This is a genomic window from Pseudomonas sp. F8002, from assembly GCF_013385495.1.
In the GTDB taxonomy this organism is placed as follows: Bacteria; Pseudomonadota; Gammaproteobacteria; order Pseudomonadales; family Pseudomonadaceae; genus Aquipseudomonas.
The window spans coordinates 56,347-75,136 of sequence record NZ_JACAPW010000039.1; the positions used below are offsets into that span (position 1 = coordinate 56,347).

General features: G+C 60.1%; 25 protein-coding genes. 12 read left to right on the plus strand and 13 right to left on the minus strand.

What is annotated here, in order from left to right:
* Nucleotides 1-158: 158 nt before the first annotated feature.
* Nucleotides 159-935 carry an AraC family transcriptional regulator gene (locus HX811_RS26185; RefSeq protein ID WP_174717779.1) on the plus strand — a complete coding sequence of 259 codons (777 nt, stop codon included), beginning with the start codon at nt 159-161 and terminating at the stop codon, nt 933-935.
* Nucleotides 935-1,171, plus strand: coding sequence for a hypothetical protein (locus HX811_RS26190; RefSeq protein WP_177048059.1), 237 nt, complete (start codon nt 935-937; stop codon nt 1,169-1,171). Before HX811_RS26185 ends, HX811_RS26190 begins: the two co-directional genes overlap by 1 nt.
* A gap of 27 nt (nt 1,172-1,198) precedes the next feature.
* Here HX811_RS26190 and HX811_RS26195 read toward each other — a convergent pair whose 3' ends face one another.
* Nucleotides 1,199-2,113, minus strand: coding sequence for an SGNH/GDSL hydrolase family protein (locus tag HX811_RS26195; RefSeq protein WP_177048061.1), 915 nt, complete (start codon nt 2,111-2,113; stop codon nt 1,199-1,201).
* Nucleotides 2,114-2,278: 165 nt separating this feature from the next.
* On the opposite strand from HX811_RS26195, the gene HX811_RS26200 reads away from it, so the two are divergent.
* Entirely contained in the window at nt 2,279-2,704 is a 426-nt protein-coding gene (locus tag HX811_RS26200; protein WP_177048063.1) for a GNAT family N-acetyltransferase, read from the plus strand.
* An 18-nt stretch (nt 2,705-2,722) separates the two neighbouring features.
* Here HX811_RS26200 and HX811_RS26205 read toward each other — a convergent pair whose 3' ends face one another.
* Entirely contained in the window at nt 2,723-2,848 is a 126-nt protein-coding gene (locus tag HX811_RS26205; RefSeq protein WP_256344468.1) for an SPOR domain-containing protein, read from the minus strand.
* A 313-nt stretch (nt 2,849-3,161) separates the two neighbouring features.
* Here HX811_RS26205 and HX811_RS26210 point away from each other — a divergent pair, with 313 nt between their 5' ends.
* Genes HX811_RS26210 through pcp form a run of 3 tightly spaced genes read left to right on the plus strand, consistent with a single transcriptional unit; the run spans nt 3,162 to nt 5,477 of the window.
* Nucleotides 3,162-3,875: a DUF969 domain-containing protein gene (locus HX811_RS26210; RefSeq protein ID WP_177048065.1), complete on the plus strand. Its 714-nt coding sequence runs from the start codon at nt 3,162-3,164 to the stop codon at nt 3,873-3,875.
* Nucleotides 3,872-4,822, plus strand: coding sequence for a DUF979 domain-containing protein (locus HX811_RS26215; RefSeq protein ID WP_102605117.1), 951 nt, complete (start codon nt 3,872-3,874; stop codon nt 4,820-4,822). Before HX811_RS26210 ends, HX811_RS26215 begins: the two co-directional genes overlap by 4 nt.
* 7 nt (nt 4,823-4,829) lie before the next feature.
* Nucleotides 4,830-5,477 carry a pyroglutamyl-peptidase I gene (gene pcp / locus HX811_RS26220; protein WP_177048066.1) on the plus strand — a complete coding sequence of 216 codons (648 nt, stop codon included), beginning with the start codon at nt 4,830-4,832 and terminating at the stop codon, nt 5,475-5,477.
* Here pcp and HX811_RS26225 read toward each other — a convergent pair.
* The 5 genes from HX811_RS26225 to HX811_RS26245 form a co-directional block, all read right to left on the minus strand.
* Nucleotides 5,470-6,882 (minus strand): heavy metal sensor histidine kinase, encoded by a 1,413-nt coding sequence (locus HX811_RS26225; RefSeq protein ID WP_003219987.1) that lies wholly within the window; start codon nt 6,880-6,882, stop codon nt 5,470-5,472. The genes pcp and HX811_RS26225 overlap by 8 nt on opposite strands.
* A complete protein-coding gene (locus HX811_RS26230; RefSeq protein WP_003219986.1) occupies nt 6,879-7,550 on the minus strand; it encodes a heavy metal response regulator transcription factor in 672 nt (223 codons plus the stop codon). Before HX811_RS26230 ends, HX811_RS26225 begins: the two co-directional genes overlap by 4 nt.
* 51 nt (nt 7,551-7,601) lie before the next feature.
* Nucleotides 7,602-7,859, minus strand: coding sequence for a DUF2790 domain-containing protein (locus HX811_RS26235; protein ID WP_003219985.1), 258 nt, complete (start codon nt 7,857-7,859; stop codon nt 7,602-7,604).
* Nucleotides 7,860-7,970: 111 nt separating this feature from the next.
* Complete coding sequence (locus HX811_RS26240) at nt 7,971-8,741, minus strand: alpha/beta fold hydrolase (RefSeq protein ID WP_177048068.1); 771 nt, start codon at nt 8,739-8,741, stop codon at nt 7,971-7,973.
* A gap of 161 nt (nt 8,742-8,902) precedes the next feature.
* The gene (locus tag HX811_RS26245) at nt 8,903-9,115 is read right to left on the minus strand and encodes a hypothetical protein (RefSeq protein ID WP_003219983.1); all 213 of its coding nucleotides are present in this window, start codon (nt 9,113-9,115) and stop codon (nt 8,903-8,905) included.
* A 243-nt stretch (nt 9,116-9,358) separates the two neighbouring features.
* Here HX811_RS26245 and HX811_RS26250 point away from each other — a divergent pair, with 243 nt between their 5' ends.
* Nucleotides 9,359-10,033: an HAD-IA family hydrolase gene (locus HX811_RS26250; RefSeq protein WP_177048070.1), complete on the plus strand. Its 675-nt coding sequence runs from the start codon at nt 9,359-9,361 to the stop codon at nt 10,031-10,033.
* 16 nt (nt 10,034-10,049) lie between these two features.
* Here the strand turns inward: HX811_RS26250 and HX811_RS26255 are convergent, their stop codons facing one another.
* Nucleotides 10,050-10,364 carry a hypothetical protein gene (locus tag HX811_RS26255; protein WP_177048073.1) on the minus strand — a complete coding sequence of 105 codons (315 nt, stop codon included), beginning with the start codon at nt 10,362-10,364 and terminating at the stop codon, nt 10,050-10,052.
* 159 nt (nt 10,365-10,523) lie between these two features.
* Nucleotides 10,524-10,784, minus strand: coding sequence for a hypothetical protein (locus HX811_RS26260; protein ID WP_177048075.1), 261 nt, complete (start codon nt 10,782-10,784; stop codon nt 10,524-10,526).
* A 170-nt stretch (nt 10,785-10,954) separates the two neighbouring features.
* Here HX811_RS26260 and HX811_RS26265 point away from each other — a divergent pair, with 170 nt between their 5' ends.
* Nucleotides 10,955-11,413 (plus strand): DUF2214 family protein, encoded by a 459-nt coding sequence (locus tag HX811_RS26265; protein WP_177048077.1) that lies wholly within the window; start codon nt 10,955-10,957, stop codon nt 11,411-11,413.
* A 120-nt stretch (nt 11,414-11,533) separates the two neighbouring features.
* On the opposite strand, the gene csrA is transcribed toward HX811_RS26265, so the two are convergent.
* Nucleotides 11,534-11,728 carry a carbon storage regulator CsrA gene (gene csrA, locus HX811_RS26270; RefSeq protein WP_003192511.1) on the minus strand — a complete coding sequence of 65 codons (195 nt, stop codon included), beginning with the start codon at nt 11,726-11,728 and terminating at the stop codon, nt 11,534-11,536.
* 263 nt (nt 11,729-11,991) lie between these two features.
* Here csrA and HX811_RS26275 point away from each other — a divergent pair, with 263 nt between their 5' ends.
* Nucleotides 11,992-12,369 carry a hypothetical protein gene (locus tag HX811_RS26275; RefSeq protein WP_032899812.1) on the plus strand — a complete coding sequence of 126 codons (378 nt, stop codon included), beginning with the start codon at nt 11,992-11,994 and terminating at the stop codon, nt 12,367-12,369.
* A gap of 43 nt (nt 12,370-12,412) precedes the next feature.
* On the opposite strand, the gene HX811_RS26280 is transcribed toward HX811_RS26275, so the two are convergent.
* From HX811_RS26280 to HX811_RS26290, 3 genes are all read right to left on the minus strand, one after another.
* Complete coding sequence (locus HX811_RS26280) at nt 12,413-13,102, minus strand: endonuclease (RefSeq protein WP_003219970.1); 690 nt, start codon at nt 13,100-13,102, stop codon at nt 12,413-12,415.
* A gap of 4 nt (nt 13,103-13,106) precedes the next feature.
* The gene (locus HX811_RS26285; RefSeq protein ID WP_023659007.1) at nt 13,107-13,358 is read right to left on the minus strand and encodes a DUF1654 domain-containing protein; all 252 of its coding nucleotides are present in this window, start codon (nt 13,356-13,358) and stop codon (nt 13,107-13,109) included.
* 229 nt (nt 13,359-13,587) lie between these two features.
* Entirely contained in the window at nt 13,588-14,676 is a 1,089-nt protein-coding gene (locus HX811_RS26290) for an asparaginase (RefSeq protein WP_003219965.1), read from the minus strand.
* A gap of 566 nt (nt 14,677-15,242) precedes the next feature.
* On the opposite strand from HX811_RS26290, the gene HX811_RS26295 reads away from it, so the two are divergent.
* From HX811_RS26295 to HX811_RS26305, 3 genes are read left to right on the plus strand one after another with little or no spacing between them, the layout of a single operon-like run.
* Complete coding sequence (locus HX811_RS26295; protein WP_177009393.1) at nt 15,243-16,202, plus strand: sugar ABC transporter substrate-binding protein; 960 nt, start codon at nt 15,243-15,245, stop codon at nt 16,200-16,202.
* A 58-nt stretch (nt 16,203-16,260) separates the two neighbouring features.
* Nucleotides 16,261-17,814, plus strand: a complete 1,554-nt coding sequence (locus HX811_RS26300) for a sugar ABC transporter ATP-binding protein (RefSeq protein WP_008438693.1) — start codon at nt 16,261-16,263, stop codon at nt 17,812-17,814.
* The gene (locus tag HX811_RS26305) at nt 17,811-18,788 is read left to right on the plus strand and encodes an ABC transporter permease (protein ID WP_003219960.1); all 978 of its coding nucleotides are present in this window, start codon (nt 17,811-17,813) and stop codon (nt 18,786-18,788) included. Before HX811_RS26300 ends, HX811_RS26305 begins: the two co-directional genes overlap by 4 nt.
* Nucleotides 18,789-18,790 lie beyond the last annotated feature (2 nt).

Consider the following 18,790-nt stretch of genomic DNA (forward strand, 5'->3'; position numbering starts at 1 on the left):
CCCATCAACGGCGCCGCGATTGATGTTTTGCGCAGGCTGCGATGACGAAATCAGCACAATTGCGAGTGCTCGACAGGGCCACCGCCATGCGGCAATCTGCTCGCCAGGCACCGCCCGCCGGGCGCCTGGCCTGTCCGCAAAATGCAGGAGAGAGCGTCATGATGCAGAGCGCGTTCGCGACCCTATGCCAAGGGAGCGAGTCGAACCGTCCACAGACCATCGAAGAATTACTGGCCGGCGTGGGGTTGCTGTTGCCGATGCTGGACGTGATTCCCAATGCCGCGATCTTTATCAAGGACGTGCAGGCGCGCTACGTATTGGCCAACCGCACCCTGGTGCAGCGGTGCGGCTTGAAGGACTTGCAGCCGCTGTTGGGAAAAACCAGCGCCGAGGTATTTCCCGCGCAGTTGGGGCCCGGCTATACCGAGCAGGATCGGCGGGTGCTGGAGCAGGGATTTGTCCTCGAAGACCAGTTGGAATTGCATTTGTACGGTACCCGCGAGCCGGGTTGGTGCCTGACCCACAAATGGCCGCTGTACAGCCGCGACGCTGCAATCATCGGCCTGGCGGGCATCTCGGTCGACCTGCAAACCGCCAGCGAAACCCACCCGGCCTATCAACGGCTGGCGGCGGTGGACGAGCACATCCGGGCGCATTTCAATCGGCGGGTCACGTTGGGTGAACTGACGCGGATCGCCGGGATTTCCGTGGCGCAGCTGGAGCGCTACTGCAAGCGCGTGTTCCACCTGACACCGCGCCAGATGATCCAGAAGGTACGCTTGGAACATGCGCATCGGCTGCTGCATACCGAGCTGCCGATCACTGAGGTGGCGTTGCAGTGCGGGTATACCGACCACAGTGCGTTTACCCGGCAGTTCAAGGCGTTGACCGGGTTTACGCCGCGCCAGTATCGGCAGGCGACCAGTGTGCGGTGATGTCTAATTGGATCTACGTGAATGTCATGAGCAGCGGTGGCGCCAACAAGGAGGGCGCCAACGCTCTTCGCAGTTGCGCAAACCTGGTCAGTTTTATCCCTGCCGTTGGTGCGACTTATCAAGTCGTCGAGTCCGTGCCGGTGAGTGGCTGCGTGGTGGATGTCACCGACAAAAGCACCGGGGGCTCTCCCGATTCGTTCAGAAGAGAAGCGGTTATCGGTGGGTGTTCGCCTTGACTCAGTAGGACGGCGTCACCTGGGTAATCACTGGCCGGCCTTCAACGTTTCAAGCATCGCCTGTGCTGCCAGCGCATGCACCTTGCGCGTCGGATGCCATTCATCCCAGTAGTAATGCGCATCCGGGTTTTCACACACCGGCTTCACGTCCGGATAGGTGTGTTGGCAGGGCATATCCAGGTCTTTCAACCCCGCCACCTGGGGAGCTGCGCGCAGCTTGTCGCTGAACGCCACGTGGTCGAAGTAGCTGATGCTGACCTGATGCGCCTTAGCCAATGTGCTCAGCACAACCGGCAGTTTTTGTTCCAGTACCTGCTGGTAGTTTTTCGCGTTCTCGACTTGATTGCCCTGCACCACGGCTGGCACATGACTCAAATCCGTGGTGCCCACTACCATCACGTGTTTTGCGCCCGCTGTAATCAGTGTCTCGGTGGCTTTCTGAATATTTGCCACGCTGTTCTGGCTGAGTACGGCAACCGACTCGGGGTGCGAGAAGTCGGCCCATTCAAAAAAGTCGTTGGCCGAGATGAAAATGAAAAACAGCGCCTTCGGGTCGGCTTTGTGTGCCTTGGCGGACTTCAGGTAGTCAGCGATCTGGCCTGAAACGCCGGTGTCGCGGGCGGGCTCCATCCAGGCGTAGTAGTTGCCATTGCCACTCTTGGCGCCGCCCACTGCGTAGTCGGTCAAGGGTGTTTTCAAGGCGTGGGCCAGGTTCTCGACGGCAGTTGGGCCATTGCTCCAGCGGCCCTTCCAGTACAACGAGCCGGGCAGTTCCTGGGCATCCTTGACCTTCAGAGTGGCCAGGGTCTTGGTGAAGCGTTCACCCGCACCGTTATCGGAGTAGCTATCGCCGAACGCATAGAGGTGATCGTAGCGGGGAGCGCCAAAGGCGGTGGAGGCGGTCAGTACCAATAGAGCGGCCAAGCAAGCGCGTAGAGTCATTGGAAATCTCCCGGGTGGTGCTCCAAGAGTACTGGCGGTGAAGTGCATGCCCGCGGGCGGTTGCGACCTGTGTGTAGCTGAGGGCGCAAAGACTGTCCTGTATGCGACAGGTGGCTATCGCTGGTAGTGTCCGCAGAATTGGGCATTCACATCAGGAAGATTGAGATGGCATCAGCGATAGAGTTGTCTTTTGAAGTTACGGAGCAAGAGCGCCAGGCCATCCTTCAGCCGCTGAGGGCATACAACATCAGCCAATGCGGCGAGAACCCGTTCGAAACGTTTGGGCTGTTACTGCGTGATCCCGCCAGCCAGGAAGTGGTAGGCGGCCTCTACGGGAAAATCTCCTATGGCTGGATGTTCGTTGAACTCTTGAGCGTGCCGGAATCGCTGCGCACTCAAGGCATGGGCTCGCGGCTGATGCACGCGGCTGAGGAGCTGGCACGGGAGAAAGGGTGTGCGGGGATCTGGCTGGACACCTTCAGCTTCCAGGCGCCCGGGTTCTACCGGAAGCTGGGTTTCAGCGAGTTCGGGCATATTGCCGAGTACCCGCCAGGACACACGCGCCACTTTTTCCAGAAGCACCTGGCCTGAGGGCTGGCGGGTCACCGTTCACCACGTGACCAAGCCGTCGAGGCCCTGATCGGACTTCAAGTACCTGAGCACGTTCTGCGCCTGGGCCTTCTCTTCAAACGGGCCGACAAAGGCGTGAGGCGGCTCATCGAGCACGGTGGGCACATCGAGCGCCCGCAGTTGCGCAACCCGTTCGCCAAACGCTTTGTCGTTATCGGCGTAGGGCGCACCACCCAGCCGCTGCGATACAAAGGCCCTCTAACGCTTCAAACACCCACAAACTTTATTGGATTGCAGCAACAATTTTTCTTGTTGGACACCTCCCTCCCCAAGCAGCAAAGATGCGGCCACTGACGCTCGACCTTCCAGGTCAACAATAAAAAATCGAGCCGGGCTGCACGCCGTCTTCTTGCAGTGAACCCTTTGTTCACTACCTGCTTTACTGGCGCCGCAGCGCGCACTTAAGGACCTCACCACCATGCAAACTGTTGTGAACCTATGGCCGCTGATTGGCGTACTCGTCATCGTGGTCGGCTTTGTGTTGCGCTTCAATCCGCTGCTGGTCGTCACGGCGGCAGCGATTGCCACCGGGTTTGCCGCCCACTTTCCACTGGAAAAGATCCTCGCCACCATGGGCGACGGCTTCCTCCAGACTCGCGCCTTGCAATTGATCCTGTTGTTGCCCCTGGCTGTCATCGGCTTGCTGGAGCGCCATGGCTTGCGCCTGCATGCGCAAAACTGGATCGCGCGTTTTGAGCGTGCCACGGTCGGGCGCTTGTTGATCATCTACCTGTTTGTGCGTGAATCCACAGCGGCCATGGGCCTGACGAGCCTGGGCGGGCACCCGCAGATGGTGCGCCCGTTGCTGGCGCCGATGGCGGAAGGCGCGGCGGAAAAACGCTATGGCAAACTCCCCGACAAGCTTCGCCACAAGGTCCTGGCCATGTGTGCCGCGACCGACAACGTCGGGCTGTTTTTTGGCGAGGATATCTTCGTCGCCTTTGGTGCGATTGCGTTGATGCACACCTTCCTGCTGGGTTCGGGGATTGATGTCGAGCCTCTGCACATTGCGGTCTGGGGCATCCCGACGGCGATCTGCGCCTTCATCATTCATGCCATGCGCTTGCACCGCTTTGACCGAATGCTGACCCGAGAGCTGTTGCCGGCCAACACAGCGGAGGCGGCGCAATGATCATTTCCATTCAATACCTGTACTGGCTGGCCGGCGTTCTGCTGGTGATCACCGCCGGGATGATCCTGATGGATCGCACCCACCCCAGGCGCTGGTCGAGTTCGTTGTTCTGGCTGCTGTTTGCCATTCCGTTCCTGGTGGGGGAGCGCCTGCCCTCGGTGGTGGTCGGCGTGGGCGTGGTGGTGATGGCACTCATCGCGGGCCTGGGCGGCGTAGGTCGCGGCGCGCATGCCCAGTTGCATGACAAGGCCGCACGGGCCAGCGCTGGTCGCCTGGGGCATAAACTGTTTATCCCGGCATTGGCCATTCCGTTGACCACGGTGATCGGCTCGGTGTTGCTCAAACACACCGAGATCGGCGGCGTGCCGCTGCTGGACCCGAAGAACACCACCTTTGTTTCCCTGGGTATCGGCTGCCTGATTGCACTGGCGCTGGCCTGCTGGCTGACGCGGGACACCCCGGTGCAAGCCCTTCGCGAATCCCGGCGCCTCACCGAAGCGCTGGGCTGGGCGATGGTGCTGCCGCAGATGCTGGCGATGCTCGGGCTGTTGTTCAACGAAGCGGGCGTGGGCACAGCGGTGGCGCACATCACCACCACCTATATCAACCTGGATTACAAGCTGGTAGCGGTGATGGTGTATGTGTTGGGCATGGCACTGTTTACCGTGATCATGGGCAATGGATTTGCCGCCTTCCCGGTGATGACCGGCGGCGTTGGCGTACCGGTGCTGGTAGGCATCTACGGCGGCAACCCGGCGGTGATGGCTGCCATCGGCATGTTCTCCGGTTACTGCGGTACGCTGATGACACCCATGGCGGCCAACTTCAATATTGTCCCGGCGGCGTTGCTGGAGCTGCCGGATAAAAACGCGGTCATCAAGGCACAGATGCCGACCGCATTGATGATGCTGGTGGTCAATATTGTCCTGCTCTACCTGCTGATGTGAGGCTGTAATGCGCACTGTATTGCTGACGGGTTTCGAACCGTTTGACCAAGACCTTGTCAACCCGTCCTGGGAGGCGGTACGCCTGTTGGAGGGTGTGCAACTGGGCGCTGATGTGCGGATTGTCGCGCGGCAGTTACCCTGTGCCTTTGCCACGGCGGGCGAGCGCCTGGCTCAGCTGTTGGCCGAACACCGCCCGCAGATGGTTATTGCTGTCGGGCTGGGCCCCGGGCGCAGTGATATTTCCATCGAGCGGGTCGCGATCAACCTCAACGACGCGCGGATCCCGGACAACCTGGGTGAGCAACCTGTCGACACGGAAGTGCTGCCCGGCGGCCCTGCGGCCTACTTCGGCACCTTGCCGAGCAAGGCCATGGTGAGGGCCGTGCGCGAGGCCGGCATTGGGGCCAGCGTGTCGCAAACCGCCGGCACTTTCGTGTGCAACCAGGTGTTCTATCTGTTGCAGCACGCGCTCGCCGGGTCAGGGGTACGCAGCGGTTTCATCCATGTGCCGTGGCTGCCCGAGCAGGTGGCGGGCCGAATACCCGAGCCGGCCTCGATGGCATTGCCGATGCAGGTCGAGGGCTTGCGGATTGCGTTGCTGACGGCCTGGAATACCTTGGTGGATATCAGTGAAGCGGGTGGGCAAGTCAGCTGAGGTTTTCGGCTTCGCGTCCCGGGAAAAACAACGCGAAGCAGGTCACACCGTTCTCGCTGCTCACGCTGTATCGGCCGTTATGCAACTGCATGATGGTCGCGACAATCGACAGCCCCAATCCATTGGAATGCGCCGAACGCTCCCGTGATTCATCCACGCGATAAAACCGCTCGAACAACCTGGGCAAGTGCTCCGCCGGGATGGTCGCGCCGTGGTTGGTCACTGTCAGGTTGATGCCTTCGGCGCAGGGTGTGGCCTGGATCAGCAGTTCAGAGGCGGGCGCACCATATTTGATGGCGTTGGCGCACAGGTTGGCCAGGGCACGGCGCAGCAGCATCGGCTCGGCCCAGATCACACCGGCGCCCTGGGCGAGGATGCTGATATCGACATCGCCCGCCAGGCCTTCGAAGTAGTCGGCCATGCGTTCCACTTCATCGGCCGCGTCCAGTTCCTGGCGCTGGCGCAGTGCACTGGCCGGGTCGGTGCGGGCCAGGAACAGCATGTTGTCGAGCATGCGCGCTAGGCGTTCGAGTTCTTCGACGTTGGAGGCCAGCAATTGCTGGTAGGCCTCGATGCTACGGTGTTGCTGCAGCGCCACCTGGGTTTCCCCGAGCAAGTTATTGATCGGCGTGCGCAGTTCGTGGGCCATGTCGGTGGAGACCTGGCCCAGTTGCACAAAACCCTTGGCCAGGCGTTCGAGCATGGTGTTGAACGAATCAATCATCGGCAGCAGTTCTTTGGGGGCGCCGTGGCTGTCGAGGCGCGCGGCGAGGTTGCCGACGCCGATGCCCTGGGCATGCACGGCCAGGCGCCGCAATGGCAGCAGGCCGCGATGCACCATCAGGTAACCGACCACCGCCAGTACCAATGCCGCGATGCTGGCGAGGATATAGACACTCAGCCGGTAGCTGGCGAGCACTGCGGTTCGCTCGGTCATCAAGCGCCCGGTAGTGACTTGCAGGCTGCCCAGGTCGCCTGAATCGATGGTGGCGGCGAGGGTGGAGAAGGGGACGCCATTGACGCCGGGTAAATGCTGCACGTCGGCGAATTCCAGGGCGTGGTCCCGGGGCACCGGTGCAACGTCGGGCATGTCGATGTTGCCGGGGTTCACTTCCAGCAGCGGTTTCTGCCCGGGTGCGGCGATGCTCAGCACCGATTCGCGGTTGCCCAGCATGTTCTGGAACAGTTCGGGCTTGGTCTTGATCAGGTCCAGGGTGTTGCTGTCGTTCAGCAGGTTGCGCAGTTGGTCGACGCGGTAGATCAGCGCAGCGTCGTCACGGTGGATCAGTTCGCGCTCAAGGTCGCGGTACAGCGCCACGCCGAGGGTCGCCAGCAGGGCGAACGCCAGCAGGGCGAAGATCAGCGCCAGGCGCAGCGTCAGGGAGTAATGCCGGGGCTTGCTCATGGTTGCGTATCGAAGCGATAGCCGATGCCGCGCACGCTATGGATCAGCTTGAGCTGGAACGGGTCGTCGATTTTCAGGCGCAGGCGGCGCACGGCCACGTCGACCACATTGGTGTCGCTGTCGAAATTCATGTCCCACACCCTTGAGGCAATCAGCGAGCGCGAGAGTACCTGGTCCTGATGGGTGGCGAACAAGTGCAACAAGGCGAACTCCTTGTTGGTCAGGGTGATGCGCACGCCGCCACGGCTGACGCGGCGCTTGAGCACGTCGATCTGCAGGTCGGCGATCTGCAAGTGTTCTTCTTCACGGCTTGGCCCGCGCCGGGTCAGGGTGCGCAGGCGCGCCACCAGTTCGGCGAAGGAAAACGGCTTGATCAGGTAATCGTCGGCGCCCAGTTCCAGGCCCTTGATGCGGTCGGCAATATCGTCCCGGGCGGTCAGGAACAGCACCGGCGTGTCGGCTTCCTTGCGCAGGCGACGCAGCACTTCCCAGCCGTCCATCTTCGGCATCATCACGTCCAGCACGATCACGTCGAACGGGGTTTCCAGGGCCTGGTGCAAACCGTCCACGCCATCGCGGGCAAGGCTCACGGAGTAACCCAGTTCCTGCAGGCCGTTAAGCAGGTAGTTGCCCGCCTTGGGCTCGTCTTCGACTACGAGGATATTCATGGGATTCGCCCTGGTGATGTGCAGTTCTTGCGTGGCGCAAGTGTAGCCCGATCAATTGTCATTGGGGCAGCCGATGCCCTGTACTTGATAGTCCAGCACGTGTTCGCGGCCCTGGCTGTCGAGGTAGTCGAGGCGCGCAGGGACAATGCCGCACTGGCCGTAGGTATCGGTGCTCGACAGTACTTTGGCCACGTCCATGTGCATGAAGAAGCCGGGGGTGTCATGGATCACCGAGGTGGTGGCGGTGGTATCGGCAAAGGCCGAGCCGGTGGCGAGGAGGGCAGCAAAGCCGAGGATAAACAGTTTCATGGCGGTATCTCTCTTTAAGGGTTGGCTGCCGGTATCCGGCAGTGAGTTCACAGTAACCAGGCGACACAAACAGCCAGCCAACAGGATGATGACAAGATCGTAATGAAGGGCTTAAGGCTGGCGGCCGGACGCTTCGAGGATCAGGTCGGTGATTTCCTTGGCGTGGGAAACCAGGGACAAGTGGCTCGATGGCAGCTCGATGGTGGTGGCGTTCATGCGCTTGGCGAGAAAGCGTTCCAGGTCCGGGTTGATGGTCTGGTCATTGCTGGACACCGCATACCAGGACGGCTTGGTGTGCCACGCGGCGTTGACGGTGCGACCGCTGAACAGGGTCTTGGCGATCGGTTGTTGCACGGCGTACAGCTCCATGGCCTTGGCGTGGGGTACGTCGGCGGCAAAGTACTTGAGGAAGGCGTCCTGATTCAGGGTCAGGTAACCGTCGTGCTCCACCACACCGGCCCGCACGGGTGTGCTTGGGTACTTGGCGGACAGGGCGACGAAGTCTTCGTTGGCGTCCGGAGCGCGGGCGGCGACGTATACCAGGGAGCTGACCTTGGGGTTGGCCCCGGCGTCGCTGACCACGGTGCCGGCGTAGGAATGGCCGACCAACACGGTAGGACCGTCCTGTTGATCGAGTACGCGATTGGTGGCAGCGACGTCATCCGCCACCGAGGTCAGCGGGTTTTGCACGGCGGTTACATGCAAGCCGGCGGCCTGCAGGCGGGTAATCACTTCGGACCAACTGGAACCGTCGGCCCAGGAGCCGTGCACCAGCACTACGTTATTGGCTTTCACCGGTGCAATCGGGCCGGCCACGGCGGTGCCGGTCCCCAGCATCAACAGGCTGGCGGCGATCAGGCAGAGTTTGCTTGCAGGTTTCATGGGCGGGCTCGCTTCATTTTCAGTGGGAAGTTGGGTCACCCGCTGTGGGTGACTGACGACTTCACTGTATGAAGTGAGGGTGCTGGCAACACTGACAGCTTGATGACAAGTTTGTAATGCAATGGGCAGCCGGAAGGCTGCCCTGGTTGGACGGTGACCCATCAGACAGTACGGGCTGCTTGCAGGCGTTCAGCGCCGCCTTCCGCCAGGCCGCGTTCGTGCAGGCGATCTGCGCCGCCCTCGGCGAGCAGGTGGGATGGCTGGTCTTTGACCGCGCCAGCGTGGGTGTCGGCCGACGCCATGGATGACAGCCCGAGGCCCGCGATGACAGTCAGGCCGAGTACCAGGGACGAAGCTTTCGAGAGATTGAACATGATGAGGCTCCTACGCGTGAGTCAGCCGGATTGGCTGGTGGTCGTAGTTAATCGCCGGGGTGTATCTGCCATGTGTGCCCAGCCATGGCGAAATGCGGGTTCGCGTATCCAGGCGGGGTTCCCATACAGTCCGATACAAACCACGGGAAGGTTTACAGCGTTTGGGCCGATCCGTAGATTGCACTAGGCAAGTGGTTCGTCAGCGCCCAAGACCGGGTGACGAAAGCAAGAGGAAGCCGAGCAGTGTCCACCCGCGATTCAGCTGTATTCGCCCACCGTTACCGCGCCTTTCTGTTCGATATGGATGGCACACTCCTGAACTCCATTGCCGCCGCCGAGCGCGTCTGGGCCACCTGGGCTGAACGCCATGGGCTGGATGTCGAGGCTTTTCTGAAGACCATCCATGGTGCCCGGGCCATCGATACCATCACCCGCCAGGCGTTGCCCGGTGTGGACGCGCAGGCTGAGGCGCAGTGGATTACCGAGGCTGAACTTGAGGATGTGGAAGGGGTGGTGGCGATTGCGGGCGCGGTGGAATTCCTCAACGCATTGCCCGGCGATCAATGGGCGCTGGTTACGTCTGCCCCCAAGGCACTGGCTCTGCGCCGTATGCAGGCGGCCGGGATCAACCCGCCGGCGGTGCTGGTCACCGCGGAGGATGTCGCCAGCGGCAAGCCGGATCCGGCCTGTTATGTGCTCGGTGCGCAACGGCTGGGAGTACCGGTACAGGACTGCCTGGTGTTTGAGGATGCCAGCGTCGGGATTCGCGCCGGCGAGGCGGCGGGGGCCGATGTGATGGTGGTGACGTCGACCCACCTTGTGCCCATGGTCACCGCGCATCCGTCGATTGACGGGTATGAGCGTCTAGAGGTTCAGCGGGACGAAGCCGGGCTGTTGCATCTACAGCGCCTGGCGTAAAAAAAGGCCGACCCGGTTACCCGGATCGGCCTTCTTCGTAAAGGGGCGGTTCAGCGTTGGAGCTGTTTCCAGTGAGCGTCTGCAGGCGGTTGCCCTTGAGCCCCTGGCGGGACAAGACCATTTCCTTGAGGATTTCGCTGGCAAGCCTGGCAATCGCCTCCGGCCCTCGATGGTGTGCGCGGACGATGCCGGTCACCGCAAAGTGATCAGCTTCCGGGCCGCTGAGAATCGCGGAAAGCGTGCCATCGGCATGCAGGGTGCAGACGATTTTGTAGCTCGGCAGGCGCGCTGCCAGTGCTGATTCGATTTCGCTTTTACTCAGTGTGTCCATCAGCGCTACAACCTTTCACCGACCGTGCATGCCCAAGCATAGGTTGTGTCGCGCAGCTGTAAATACCGGCGATCTGATAGCAACTGCGGCGACGGTTTCAACCCGCTTGCGGGATACACCGCGCTGGGGCAATGAACTTCAAGATGAAACCCAAAGCCGTCAGGATGAGGCTTTGCGGCGATCACTGTGAGGCGCGCGCCGGCACAGTCTGCGATGGACGGCGACCTGAATGGGCTTGAGGCAGAAGAAAAACAAGTACGCGCTCAGGAACAGCGTCAGGTCCAGCCATGAGTAGGCTTTGTCGGAGGAACCTTCGATTTCGAACTTGAGGCCATACTCCAGCGCCACAAACGCCACGCTGATCAGCGTGACGATCAACCAAGACTTGGATAAATAAGGCTGTTTAACGGGACGCCTCATCAACGTGCTCCTTGGCGCGCTGCAGACTGTAGGGGATTTGTCACGAGATTCGGCCCTGGAAAACTCCACAAGTTCCCTTTGTTTGCAGGCTGTTTCATGCGTTGAACGCAGCCAGCGACTATTACTGAGAAGTGTTCCTGCCATGTGTCATACAAAAGGGAGTACGCCTTATGTTGGTTCAGTGGTTTCTTGCAGCAGTCCATTTACTGGCATTCGCCATGGCATTGTCGGCCGTGCTTGCGCGTGGCAAGGCATTGCGCGGTGTATCTGATAGTGACCCATCCACCCTGCGCCGCGTATTGATCGCGGACAACATCTGGGGAATCAGTGCCCTGGTGTTATTGGTAACCGGTGGCCTGCGGGCCTTCGGCGGCTACGAAAAGGGCAGTGATTATTACCTGCACCAGCCGTTGTTTCACGTGAAGATGACGCTGCTTGTATTAATTTTGTTACTGGAGCTCGCGCCGATGATTCGCTTTATCAAATGGCGCATCGCGTTGGCGCGTGGCACGCGCCTCGATTTGCACCAGGCAGATCTTTTTGCGCGCATCAGCCATATGCAGGCGTTACTGCTGGTGCTGATGATGATTGCAGCGAGCGGCATGGCACGCGGTGTCGGCCTGGGATGACGCTGGCCTGGCGCTGGAACAAGGGAATAGGGCGCGCTGGCCGCGGGAAGCCGCGAGCAGGCTGAAAGAGGTTTTCGCCAGCCGTTACAGTGAACGAAAGGGCTGGCTACTGGAGGCGCTTCAAGGTGTCTGGTTTTTATCCGGAGCCGTCAGGCCCGCCTGGATACGTTGGTAGATCTCCTCGCGATGCACGGCAACGTCCTTTGGAGCATTGATGCCGATTCTTACTTGCTGGCCGCTAACGCCCAGGATGGTGATCGTGATGTCATCACCGATGTTTATGCTTTCACCGACTTTGCGGGTGAGTATCAGCATGGACTTCTCCTTGATTGCTTTGAAGGACACATGTTTCAGACAGGGCAGATGTCGGATGTGTGTAGCTTACTGCGAAGCGCTTCCCTGTGGCTGCCTCTTTTAGGACGCATAGAGGCGGCATTAATTCCCATGCCGCCATCATACAGGTCTGCGATACATCATTCGCATTGTTTAAGCCAACGTTTATGACGGCCAGAATAGACAGTGAATGATAAAGTCGCCTCTTTGATCCTCTAAGGAGCAGGGTAGTGCGTAAAGTAGCGATGGCAATTGCGGTGTTGGCATTGGCCGGTTGCGGTGAAGGTAAAAGTGTCGACGCCCCCAAGGCCAGGCCTGCCGTTGCCGAGGCGCCCGCCCAGGCGCAACCTGCGGTCGGCGCGATCGCCTCTCAAGAATGGGATGTATGGGTGGGGCCGCCGGATCACAAGCTGCAGGCGATGACTGACCTGACCGCGTGGTTGCTGGAACACGGTTTCAGTTTCTATCTGGCGAAGGAAGACGGTAAGGACCAGGTGCTGCTGGGCCCATTCAGCACCAAGGCCGAGGCCGAGGCGAAACAAGCGCAGTTGACCGAGAAACTGGCCACTGCGAAGAAGAATGACACGGTGTCCGAGGTCATCGAACACAAGGTTGCGCAGTAAAGAGTCGACAAGCGGGAGGCCATGGCGCTCCCGCTTTTTTCGTTCAGCCGCAGGCTTTCAAGTTCACCGGGCCGACAAATTCATTGCCGCGCCCCATCACGCACGCCACGGTTTGATTGCGCTGGCGTTCCCAGGGCTGTACCGGGTAGGTCTTGTTCCAGGCTTCATACAGCTGGCGATCCTGTTTCGACAGGCGCAGGCCATACTGCTTACTCATATAGAAATAGGTTCGGGCGATCATGCCGCGAATGGAAGGGCGGGGCATGACCTTCTTGGCCTTGAAGTCCACCTGGGTCAGGCATGATCCATACTGGCCGCTTTGTACCGGCAGCCAGCCAAAACTGAAATTGTTTCGGTCGCCATTCACCTCGCCGATGCTCGGCACCAGGTTGTGCAGGTCGGCTTCGGCCCGCTTGTAGACCGCGTCCTTGCGGGTGCAGTTCTTGCGCCCGCCATCCTGCCAGCACTGGCGCTGATGGCCGATCTGCCAGGCCGGAACAATGTGTTCCCATTCAATACGTGCCGCCCGGTTGGCGTTTTTGCGCGGGATATAGCCGCAGGCTTTCAGGTCTACCCGGTTGCCGTTGTATTTGCAGCCGCAATAGAACTCCGTGGATTGCGGTTCATACAGTTTCCAGGCGATTTTCTTGGCTTCGCTGAACGTCCTGGGGGCTTGGGCGTGAGCGGTGACAGCAAAAAACACGAACAACACACTGATAAAACGGACACTCATTGACTCAATCTTCCTTCGGCACAACCCAGAAAATCTGCACGCCGCCGTCATCGCGATAAGCGAGGGTGACGTTATCGTTTTCTGCTATCTCTTCCAGTAGTCGTGCCCACTCGTCTTCCGGTTCCTCCGGCAAACGAAAAATCAACGCCGCCTTGTTTTTTTGGGCATTGGTGGAGTTGATGATTTTCTGCACACGAACGGCCAGTCGTTGGTAGGCATCAGGAGGTGTTGGTGCTGCGGAAGAGGGCTTTGCCACGGAGTATTCCTTATTGGGCTGTACGTGCATACAGTATTTAACTGTGGGCAATTTCGCAACTGCTTAAAATTCAAGAATTTCCTCTGACAGTGGTTTTGCCGATTTGGTGTAGGAACGCTTTGTTTTTCAAAGGTTTTTTTGCGCGGGGGATAAAGCGGGGAAATCAGACCCGCTCGCGGTACGCCACGAGCGGGATGGCCCAACCGTTACCGGCCGGGCCAGGGAGCGATCAATATTCCCAGAACATCCGTTGCAGTTCCTTGCTGTCCTGGGTCTTGGTCAGGGCGACCATGGCCAGGATGCGGGCTTTCTGCGGGTTCAGGTCATGGGCAACTACCCAGTCGTATTTGTCGTCTGGTTGTTCGGCGTTACGCAGAACGAAACCACCGGCATTCACGTGGGAAGAGCGAATGATCTGTACGCCTTGCTTGCGCAGTTCCTGCAGGGCAGGCACCACCTTGGACGACACCGAACCATTGCCGGTACCGGCATGGATGATGGCTTTCGCGCCGGCCTGGGCCAGGGCCTTGTAGGCGGTGTCGCTTACGTTGCCATAGGAATAGGCGATTTCGACGTCCGGCAGGCTTTTGATGGTCTTGATGTCGAATTCCGAGTTCATGGTGTGACGCTTGGCTGGCAGGCGGAACCAGTAGGATTTGCCTTCTACCACCATGCCAAGCGGGCCCCATGGGCTCTTGAACGCTTCAGTCTTGATGTTGATCATCTTGCTGACGTCGCGACCCGACTGGATCTCGTCGTTCATGGTCACCAGTACGCCTTTGCCGCGGGCGTCCTTGCTGCCGGCGACGGCAACGGCGTTGTACAGGTTGAGCATGCCATCAGCCGACATGGCGGTGCCTGGGCGCATCGAGCCGACCACGACGATTGGCTTGTCGGTCTTTTCCACCAGGTTGAGGAAGTAGGCAGTCTCTTCCAGGGTGTCGGTACCGTGGGTGATCACGATGCCGTCGACGTCCTTGCTGTCGGCCAGTTCGGCGACACGACGACCCAGTTGCAGGAGGTTTTCGTTAGTGATGCTTTCGGAGGCAATTTGCAATACTTGTTCGCCGCGGACATTGGCGATCTGGCTAAGCTCAGGAACACCGGCGATCAATTGTTCGATGCCGACCTTGGCGGCCTGGTAGGTCGCACTGTTGGCCGCGCTGGCGCCGGCGCCGGCGATGGTGCCGCCGGTGGCAAGGATCACCACGTTGGACAGTTTTTGCTGGGTTTCAGCTTCTTTTGCCTGAGCGGCAACGGGGAACAACAGCAGGAGGGCTAACGCGCCCGGTACGAAAGTTTTCAACGCAGATTTCATTATTCTTCTCTCTAGTTTTGATGAGTGCTGATGCAGGTTCATCTAGAAACACCCGGGCGGTTCTGAACGCCACGAGGTGCTGAGTAAGAGCAGGATTTGTACCAGCGGGATTTTGTTGGGCAATAGAATTTAACCTATTGATTTATATCTATATTTGTTTGATTTGTAAGTAAATGGCTTGGTCTTCTGTCCGGCTTTCCGAACAAAGCGGTGCGCAGGTGTTCGGTTGTCCGAAAAGGATGACGGAAAAGTTTGGGTTTAAACGCAGGAGGCACGCCCCGACCTGTCGTTTCAGAGAACGATCCAGCAACGCGGATGTTTAAAGGGGGTACCGGATGGCTTCGAGGGCAGGGCGTAAAGCGGATTCATCAAAAGGCTGTTTTCTCCCGTTGACAAATCTCGACAAGCTTCTCATAGTTTGACCTAACGCAAACGTTTGCGAGATGTTTCACGGGGTGCTCCTCGAGTGTCGTGAAAGCTCGTATCAGCCGCCCGGGTGGGTTGGCTGCCGAAGCGTTCTTCGGTGCAAGCGTTGCTCACAATAATCATAAGATCGGAGTGAACCCATGAAGCTGCCATTTGCTGGACGTCTTCTTGCTGTCGCTGTGCTTGCTGCCGCATCCGCTGCCCTGCCTCTTTCCTCTGCATTTGCTGCCGAGACCGCCGCCAAACCCAAGGTCGGCCTGGTCATGAAATCCCTCGCCAACGAATTCTTCGTCACCATGCAGGACGGTGCCAAGGAATACCAGAAAGCCCACGCCGCCGACTTCGACATGATCACCAACGGGATCAAGAACGAAACCGATACCAGTGCGCAGATCGATATCGTCAATCAGATGATCCTGTCCAAGGTTGACGCGATCGTCATTGCTCCCGCCGACTCGAAAGCCCTGGTCACCGTGCTGAAAAAGGCCTCCGACAAAGGCATCAAGGTCGTCAACATCGACAACCGTCTGGATGTGGATGTACTGAAAAGCAAAAACCTTGATATCCCGTTCGTAGGTCCAGACAACCGCAAGGGCGCGCGCCTGGTCGGTGAAGAACTGGCCAAGCACCTCACCAAGGGTGACCAGGTTGGCATCATCGAAGGTGTGTCCACCACCACCAACGCCCAGCAGCGTACCGCTGGCTTCAAGGACGCGATGGATGCCGCCGGCATGAAGATCGTCTCCACCCAATCCGGTGAGTGGGAAATCGACAAGGGCAACGCGATTGCCGCTGCCATGCTCCAGGCAAACCCGAACATCAAGGCACTGCTGGCCGGTAACGACAACATGGCACTGGGCGCAGTATCCGCCGTACGTGGCGCCGGCAAGGCTGGCAAGGTGCTGGTCGTAGGCTACGACAACATCGAGGCCATCAAGCCGATGCTGCAGGACGGCCGTGTCCTGGCCACCGCCGACCAGGCTGCTGCCCAGCAAGCCGTTTTCGGTATCCAGAACGCTCTGAAGCTGGTCAAGGGTGAAAAAGTCGATGCCGTGGATGGCATGATCGAAACCCCGGTCGAACTCATCCTCAAGAAGTAATTCCCCGGCAGCACAAAACAGCGTCCGCTCACCCGAGCGGACGCCTGGAGACGTTCCTATGTCATCTTCCGCACCGAACGCTGTCCTCTCGGTCAGCGGTATCGGCAAGACCTATGCCCAACCGGTTCTGTCCGACATCACCCTGACGCTCAATCGTGGGGAAGTGTTGGCGCTTACCGGTGAGAATGGCGCGGGGAAAAGCACCCTGTCGAAAATCATCGGCGGGCTGGTCACCCCGACCGACGGCCAGATGCAGTTCAATGGCCAGGCCTACACGCCAGGCAGCCGGACCCAGGCTGAAGAGCAGGGCATCCGCATGGTCATGCAGGAGCTTAACCTGCTGCCAACCCTGACGGTCGCTGAAAACCTGTTCCTCGATAACCTGCCCAGCCACGGTGGCTGGATCAGCCGCAAGCAACTGCGCAAGGCCGCCATTGAAGCCATGGCCCAGGTCGGCCTGGACGCTATCGACCCGGACACCCTGGTCGGCAGCCTCGGCATCGGCCACCAACAGATGGTCGAGATCGCCCGCAACCTGATTGGCGATTGCCACGTACTGATCCTCGACGAACCCACGGCGATGCTGACCGCCCGTGAAGTCGAGATGCTGTTCGAACAAATCACCCGCCTGCAGGCCCGGGGCGTGGCGATTATCTATATTTCCCACCGGCTCGAAGAACTGGCCCGGGTTGCCCAGCGCATTGCGGTGCTGCGCGACGGCAAGCTGGTGTGTGTCGAGCCGATGGCCAACTACAACAGTGAGCAACTGGTCACGCTGATGGTGGGCCGCGAACTGGGCGAGAAAATCGACCTGGGCCCGCGCACCATCGGCGCGCCGCTGTTGACGGTAAAAGGCCTGACCCGCTCGGACAAGGTCCGCGACGTGTCGTTTGAAGTGCGTGCCGGCGAAATCTACGGCATCTCCGGCCTGATCGGTGCGGGCCGTACGGAGTTGCTGCGCCTGATCTTCGGCGCCGACCTGGCCGACAGCGGCACCGTGGCCCTGGGCACACCTGCGCAAGTCGTCAGCATTCGCTCGCCCGTCGACGCGGTTGGCCATGGCATCGCCCTGATCACCGAAGACCGCAAGGGCGAAGGCCTGCTGCTGACCCAATCCATCGGCGCCAACATTGCCTTGGGCAACATGCCGAAGGTGTCCAGCGGTGGCCTGGTGAACAGTCGTGACGAAACGGCCTTGGCCAAGCGGCAGGTCGACGCCATGCGTATCCGCAGTTCCAGTCCGGCGCAGCTGGTGTCCGAGCTGTCGGGTGGCAACCAGCAGAAGGTGGTGATTGGCCGCTGGCTGGAGCGCGATTGCGCGGTGATGCTGTTCGATGAACCGACCCGAGGCATCGACGTCGGCGCCAAATTCGATATCTATGCGTTGCTCGGCGACCTGACCCGCCAGGGCAAGGCGCTGGTGGTGGTGTCCAGCGACCTGCGTGAGTTGATGCTGATCTGCGACCGCATCGGCGTACTTTCCGCCGGGCGCCTGATCGAGACCTTCGAGCGCGACAGCTGGACCCAGGACGAATTGCTTGCCGCTGCTTTTGCCGGCTATCAGAAACGTGATGCGCTGCTCAACGACGCAGCGCCTAGGAATACCCCATGAAAACCACTTCCTCCCCCGCAAAACGTGGCGGCAACTTCTATGGCCTGGGCACCTACCTGGGCCTGGCCGGCGCCTTGCTGGCGATGATTGCGCTGTTCTCGTTCCTGAGCGACCACTTCCTCTCGTACGACACCTTCAGCACCCTGGCCAACCAGATTCCCGACCTGATGGTGTTGGCGGTCGGCATGACCTTCGTGCTGATCATCGGCGGCATCGACCTGTCGGTAGGCTCCGTGCTGGCCCTGGCCGCATCGGCCGTCAGTGTGGCGATTCTCGGCTGGGGCTGGAGTGTGTTGCCGGCAGCCGTGCTGGGCATGGGCTGCGCCGCGTTGGCCGGGACCATTACCGGTTCGATCACAGTGGCCTGGCGGATCCCGTCATTCATCGTGTCCCTCGGCGTGCTGGAAATGGCTCGCGGCGTGGCGTACCAGATGACCGGCTCGCGTACCGCATACATCGGTGATTCGTTTGCCTGGCTGTCCAACCCGGTGGCCTTCGGCATTTCACCTTCGTTCATCATCGCGTTGCTGGTGATCATCGCCGCGCAGCTGGTGCTGACCCGTACCGTGTTCGGTCGCTACCTGATCGGCATTGGCACCAACGAAGAGGCCGTGCGCCTGGCGGGTATCAATCCCAAGCCCTACAAGATCCTGGTGTTCAGCCTGATGGGCCTGCTGGCGGGTGTGGCGGCGCTGTTCCAGATTTCGCGCCTGGAAGCGGCCGATCCCAACGCCGGTTCCGGCCTGGAGCTGCAAGTGATCGCTGCGGTAGTGATCGGTGGCACCAGCCTGATGGGCGGGCGTGGCTCGGTCATCAGTACCTTCTTCGGCGTGCTGATCATCTCGGTACTGGCGGCAGGGCTGGCGCAGATTGGCGCCACCGAGCCGACCAAACGTATCATCACCGGTGCCGTGATCGTGATCGCGGTGGTGCTCGATACTTACCGCAGCCAGCGCGCCAGTCGGCGAGCCTGAGC